The organism is Microcystis sp. M53603_WE2 (assembly GCF_030065435.1).
Window position 1 is genome coordinate 1 of the sequence record NZ_JASJFF010000626.1, and the last position, 6,356, is coordinate 6,356.

At 46.7% G+C, this 6,356-nt stretch carries 7 protein-coding genes; all 7 read right to left on the minus strand.

Features of this window, described 5'->3' with window-relative positions; genetic code table 11:
* Positions 1 to 1,046 (minus strand): aldo/keto reductase (locus tag PX481_RS13325; RefSeq protein ID WP_288094720.1); only part of this gene is annotated, 1,046 nt, incomplete at its 3' end.
* 196 nt (positions 1,047 to 1,242) lie between these two features.
* The gene (gene map, locus PX481_RS13330) at positions 1,243 to 2,007 is read right to left on the minus strand and encodes a type I methionyl aminopeptidase (RefSeq protein WP_002760006.1); all 765 of its coding nucleotides are present in this window, start codon (positions 2,005 to 2,007) and stop codon (positions 1,243 to 1,245) included.
* 70 nt (positions 2,008 to 2,077) lie between these two features.
* Positions 2,078 to 2,263 carry a hypothetical protein gene (locus PX481_RS13335; protein WP_196219836.1) on the minus strand — a complete coding sequence of 62 codons (186 nt, stop codon included), beginning with the start codon at positions 2,261 to 2,263 and terminating at the stop codon, positions 2,078 to 2,080.
* Position 2,264: 1 nt separating this feature from the next.
* Entirely contained in the window at positions 2,265 to 3,074 is an 810-nt protein-coding gene (gene pstB, locus PX481_RS13340) for a phosphate ABC transporter ATP-binding protein PstB (protein WP_002760008.1), read from the minus strand.
* A gap of 11 nt (positions 3,075 to 3,085) precedes the next feature.
* On the minus strand, positions 3,086 to 3,970 hold the full coding sequence (gene pstA, locus PX481_RS13345) for a phosphate ABC transporter permease PstA (protein WP_002760009.1): 885 nt from the start codon (positions 3,968 to 3,970) through the stop codon (positions 3,086 to 3,088).
* A gap of 4 nt (positions 3,971 to 3,974) precedes the next feature.
* On the minus strand, positions 3,975 to 4,949 hold the full coding sequence (gene pstC, locus PX481_RS13350) for a phosphate ABC transporter permease subunit PstC (RefSeq protein WP_288094721.1): 975 nt from the start codon (positions 4,947 to 4,949) through the stop codon (positions 3,975 to 3,977).
* A 391-nt stretch (positions 4,950 to 5,340) separates the two neighbouring features.
* Entirely contained in the window at positions 5,341 to 6,354 is a 1,014-nt protein-coding gene (pstS, locus tag PX481_RS13355) for a phosphate ABC transporter substrate-binding protein PstS (protein WP_288094722.1), read from the minus strand.
* Positions 6,355 to 6,356: the final 2 nt, after the last annotated feature.

Consider the following 6,356-nt stretch of genomic DNA (forward strand, 5'->3'; position numbering starts at 1 on the left):
TGTTGACCGGGGAACCAATGACCCCCATTCCCCAAGAGATTGTATCTGGCCCTGGCAAAGTCGATCATATCGTAGGCGATAGCAAGATTGTGTAACCAGAGGATAGAAGGAATATTAATCTGATTGGGTGTATTTTCCCAGCTAGGTAAACCCACAGACCAAGTTTTTACCCAATTATCGCCTAAACAGTTGATCATCTCCCCTTGCAATCTCTCGATAATTGCCGGTAAAATCTCCTCGGCTCGATCGAGTAAGGGTAAAGTTTTCAGGTGTTCATCAAAATCTGTGGGTTGCGCTGCACCGATACTCAGGGTATGAACGGCCGGATGACTGAGACAGAATAGGTCATTAAAAACCATCGGACTGAGAGGAGAACAGAGAGCGACGAGCTTAGGGGGAGGATTGTAGAGATGGCCGCCCTTATCGGAGGGACTAATGATAAAAACGCCCATATCGTGCTGTTTTGCCGCTTCTATGGCCAGCCAGTTATTCTGAAAAATATAGTACCAGTGCAGATTGAGGTAATCGTAACAATTTGTTGCAATAATCTTGACAATTACATCAGTTGGTGCATGGGTGGAGAAACCGATAAAACGAACTTTTCCCTGTTGCTGTAATTTTTTCGCCTCTTGCCAACAACCGCCCTCGGCCATAGTGTAATCGAGAATTTCAGCCGTGTTGATGCCATGGATACCCAACAAATCCACATAATCTAACCGTAAAAATTGCCTGGATTGCTCAAATTTACGGCGAAATTCCCGCACATCTTGACTAGGAGAAACTTTCGTCTGCACGATAATCTTGTCCCTCGGTAGTTGCGGCAAAATTTTGCCTAATTGCATCTCGGAAGTGCCGTAACCCCTAGCGGTTTCGATGTGATTAATCCCCACTTCCAGAGATTTATTGATGATTGCCTCTAAATTGCCTTGATTCTCGTCGGGAATTTGCGACATCGGCACATCCTGCCACTGAAATTGATAGCGCATTCCCCCACAGGAAAACATCGGCATTTGTAGATTAGTGCGACCGAAACGACGATACTGCATATATTCAGTTATCAGTTATCAGTTATCAGTTATTAGTGGGAAGTGGGGAAGTGAGGAGACCACTTCGTGCGCGTTGCGGGGGGAGAAGGGAGAGGGGTGATGGGGTTTTAGGGTTTTAGGGTTTTGGGGTATTAGTTGAAACTTCCCTATTTCCCCATTCTCCCATTCCCTATCCCCTGTTCCCCGTTCCCTAAATTTAATCGGATAAAGTGAGAATTTCGACACCGGTTTCGGTGACGGCGATGGTGTGTTCAAATTGGGCCGAAAGTTTACCATCTTTAGTAATAGCAGTCCAACCGTCTTTTAAGACAATATGTTGCCAGGTTCCCTCATTAATCATTGGTTCAATGGTGAATACCATGCCGGGGCGAATTTTTTTGCCCTTGCCACGAGTGCCGTAGTGGGGAACCTGCGGACCGGTGTGAAAAACATTACTGATACCATGACCGACAAAATCTCTAACCACCGAAAATCCTTGTCCTTCGGCATATTCTTGGATAGCCGCCCCGATATCGCCGATTTTACCCCCCGGCTGCACTGCATCTATGCCTCTTTGCAGACATTCTCTGGTAACTTCCACTAACTTTTTGGCCAGGGGGGAGGGAGTACCGACAAAGAAAGTCTGCGACGTATCGCCGTGATAACCTTCTAAAATCGGTGTGACATCGATGTTAATAATATCGCCGTCTTTGAGGATTTGATCGGCGCTGGGGATGCCGTGACAAATAACCTCGTTAATGCTAGTACAGATGGACTTAGGAAAGCCATGGTATCCTAGGGGCGCACTTTTGGCTCCATGGGCGCGAGTCCAACGTTCTGCCTCGTCATTGATTTCTAGGGTACTTACCCCCGGTTTAACCATATCGGCCAGATGGTCTAACAGTTTAGCCGCTAATCGTCCGGCTCGACGCATTTTTTCAATTTCCCGGGGAGAGAGTAAGGTGATGGTATCGTTGCCCATGAATTATCCGACTGTTGAGAAAGATTCTTGTTACATTTCTTATCCTAGCAAAATCGGGCAGCGTTATTGTTTAGGGGGTTGGGTTATGGGAGTGGGAAGTGGGGAGATGGGTGTAGGGTGTGGGGTGTAGGGTGTGGGGTGTGGGGTGTGGGGTGTAGGGTGTGGGGTGTAGGGTGTAGGGTGTGGGGTGTGGGGAGAATAAATAAAAATAATCTCCTGTCTCCTGTCTCCTGTCTCCTATCTCCTGACAAGACAAATTAACCGAATCTACCGGCTACATAATCGCGAGTTTGTTGATTAACTGCATCGGTGAAAATTTTCTGGGTGGCATCACATTCCACCAAATGACCGACGCGGCTTTCATCGGTATTAAAAAAGGCCGTGCGATCGGATACCCTAGAGGCCTGTTGCATATTATGGGTGACAATGACGATCGTGTATTGTTGCTTCAATTCATGGATTAATTCCTCGACTTTGAGGGTAGAAAGGGGGTCTAAAGCGGAACAAGGTTCATCCATTAATAATACTTTTGGTTTTACCGCCAAAGCGCGAGCAATACACAATCTTTGTTGTTGTCCTCCCGATAATCCTAAAGCGGATTTATTCAACAGATCTTTAACTTCATTCCAAAGAGCAGCCCCTTTTAAAGCTGATTCCACAATTGCATCTAATTCACTGCGACTAGCGGAACGATAAATTCTAATACCGTAGGCAATATTATCGTAAATACTAGCAGGAAAAGGGTTAGGGCGCTGAAACACCATACCCACCTGTCGCCGTAAGGTATGAAGGTTAACTTTGGGAGCGTAGATATCTTGGCCAAAAAACCTAACTTTGCCTTTAACTGTCACCTGTCCCTCTAATTCCCCGATGCGATTGAGGGCTTTTAAGAGAGTGGATTTACCACAACCAGAGGGGCCGATCATGGCGGTTACTTGCCTTTGCGGGATTTCTAAAGAAACACCTTCCAGGGCTTTTTTGCTACCGTAGAAAAAGCTGAGATTTTCGACTTTGATCGCCGAATTAGCTAGAGACGTAGGATTGTTCATGAGAGAGGAATCGATCATAAGAAAAATGCTTAATTTGAGCGTTTACGAGTGACAAAACGGGAAAGAAGGCTAGTAATTAAAACTAAGATAATCAGGACTAAAGAAGCTGTCCAAGCCAAGGAATTTTGTTCAGGAAAAGGGGAACTAGCGTAGTTATAAATCAACACCGTTAAAGCCGGTGTGGGCGACCAAAGACTTTCTTGCCAAAATTGACTAAATAAAGCCGTAAACATTAAAGGGGCCGTTTCTCCGGCAGCCCGGGCTACTGCTAATAATATCCCGGTCATAATCGGTGCGATCGCTGCTGGCAGGACAATGCGAAATACCGTATCGAAACGGGAACCCCCCAAAGCGGAGGAACCGAGACGGTAGGACATGGGTATTAGTTTCAGCGCCTCTTCCGTGGTTAAAGCGATGATCGGCAACATAATCACCCCTAAAGCAAAGGCCCCCGCCACGGCGGAAAATTGTTTGGTAGTTAACACCAAAACCCCGAAGGAAAACACCCCGACGATAACGGAAGGGGTACTACTCAACACCACGATCGCAAAGCGCAGAATGCCGCCAATTTTGGAACCCCGAGCGAATTCCGAGAGGAAAACCCCGGTGAGAATCCCCAGAGGTATGCTGCCTAAAGCCGCTAAACCGACCATAGTTAAAGTACCCACGATCGCATTGGCAAAACCGTTGGGAACACTGGGATCAGAGCCAACTGGGGCGGGTAAAGAGGTGAAAACTTGCCCATTGAATCCGGGTAAACCTTCTTTGACAATTTGAAAGAGGATAGCGAATAAAGGCAGAATAGCGATAGCACTAAGAGCGATCGCTAAACCCGTGAGACCGTTGGTAAAAAAATGTCGCCAGGGTGACAGGGGTTGCTGTAAATCTTCTTCGGGAAAAGCTCCTTGGCTCATAAAATTAACGATTGCGGTTGATAAACTGTACTAATAAAGCCGCTACACTATTGACGGCCAAGGTAATAACAAATAGAATCAAAGCTAAATACATCAAAGCTCCGATGTGGATTTTTTCAAAAGCTTCTGGGAAGGTATTAGCTAGTACGGCGGGAATAGTATAACCGGGGGCCAAGAGGGAGGGAGTAATAATCGAGGAGTTACCGATTACCATGGCCACCGCCATAGTTTCCCCTAAAGCGCGCCCTAAACCGAGGATAATCGCCCCGACAATGCCAGAACTCGCCGCCGGCAACAACACGCGCCAGATGGTTTCCCAACGAGTGGCACCTAGGGCCATGGAGGCGCTGCGTAATTCGGGGGGGACGGTAAGCAGCACATCGCGACTGATAGCGGAAATAGTCGGCACGATCATAATGGCCAGGATCACACCAGCGATCAGCATACTTGGTCCCAAAGGTTGGGTATTAAACAAAGGGAACCAAGCAAAATTTTGAAATAACCATTCTTGCAGGGGTTTAAGCACGGGAATTAGCACGAAAATCCCCCATAAACCGATAATTACACTGGGAATCGAGGCAATTAATTCCACCAAAAAACCTATGGGATAACGGACACTTGCCGGCAAATAATTCTCGCTAGTGGTTAAAGCAACGGCGACACTGAGGGGAATAGCTAATAAAAGAGCCAGAATCGAGGAAACGATCGAACCGAAAATAAAGGGTAAACCACCAAATTTGAGGACGTTCACATCCCAAGTGGTTCCCCAGAGAAATCCCAGACCGAATTCATTGATCGCCGGCCGCGCATCCTGAAAAACAATCCAGGCCATCCAGAGCAGAAAAATTAAACCAGAGGCGGCACAAATCCAGACTAGGAGCGTAAAAATGCGATCAAATAAACCGGCAGTGCCGGGGTTTTCGTTAAGATTGGCTGCTGAAAGATCAAAAGACTCAACAGGTTCAGAAAAATTGGCCATAAAGTAGAGAGCGATTACCAGTTATCAGTTGTTGAAAACGCAACTGTAGGGGCTGAACAATGTTCAGCCCACAGAAAAGAAATACTTGCAGTTATTAGTTATGAGGTTAACTGGTGACTTTTTTCCATTTTACTGGAAAGTGGTGACAATCAAGCCCAAACTAATACAAAAGTATTTAGGTTTGCTGAAAAAGTACGGGCGAAGCATTCGGTTAGAAAATCTCCGGTTTCACCGATAGGTTATTGCCCGAATGCTTCGCCCCTACAGGACGCGGGCCGATGAAGACACAAGGTTTTGAACGACGATTCTCTCAAAATTTGCACCTGTTTCGCGAGAAAAGCCACAAAACCCTTACCTTACCTACATTTCACATTTATTCAGCAAACCCTATTTATTTAATTTTGTTAACTTCGGCTAAAACTTTTTGAGTCACCGATTGAGGAATCCGGGTAAATTCCAATTGATTGTTAATACCTTGACCGGTGGTGAGAATCCAAGTCAACAGTCTTTTAATTTCCGCCGCTTTTTTGTTATCAGCGTAGTCTTTCGGTACTAATAACCAAGTAATCCCGACGATCGGATAACCACTGCTCGGATCATCTACATTAGCGGTAAAATCAGCGTTAAATTTCACCCCTTCCATCGCCTTGTTAGCTTGAGCGAGACTGGGTTCGACAAATTGACCGGCTTTATTTTGAATTCTGGCGGTTCTCATGGTTGCCCCTTCGTTTTTGCGGGCAAAGGTATCTTGAACGTAACCAATCGAGCCTTCTGTTTGTTTAACCAGGGCCGCCACACCATCATTTTTCGGTCCCTTGAGAACGGTAAAACCCCAGTTAGGTTCTTTGCTGGTTCCCACTTTACTTTTGAAAGAAGGACTAATAGCGCTCAGGTGAGAGGTAAAAATCTCCGTAGTACCGCTACCATCAGCCCTAACCACTACTTTAATCGGTCGGTCGGGCAGTTTCGGATCTACTTGTTTCCAGTTGGTGATCTCGCCACTGAAGATTTTACCGAGGTTAGCCCTGGAAATTTGCAGGTTATTTACCCCGGGCAGATTATAAACCACGGCGACGGCTCCTCCGGCGGTGGGAACTAGCAGTAAACCGTTTTTCATCTGGCTTTTTTCCGAGGAGGAAGGAGCGGCATCGGAAGCCCCAAAATCGACGGTTCCGGCGATAAATTGCCGAATACCAGCACCGCTACCGACGGAATTATAGTTAACGGTGACACCAGTGGCGTTTTTATAGTCGGCAAAATAACGCTGGTATAGGGGCGCGGGAAAGGAGGCTCCTGCACCGTTCAGGGTTTGGGCGAAGGCTTCTCCCATCGTCCCTGCTAGGGCCGCTGCCGTGGCGAAGGAGACAGCACACACACGAGTTAGGGTAGCAGTTGAGAATATCATAA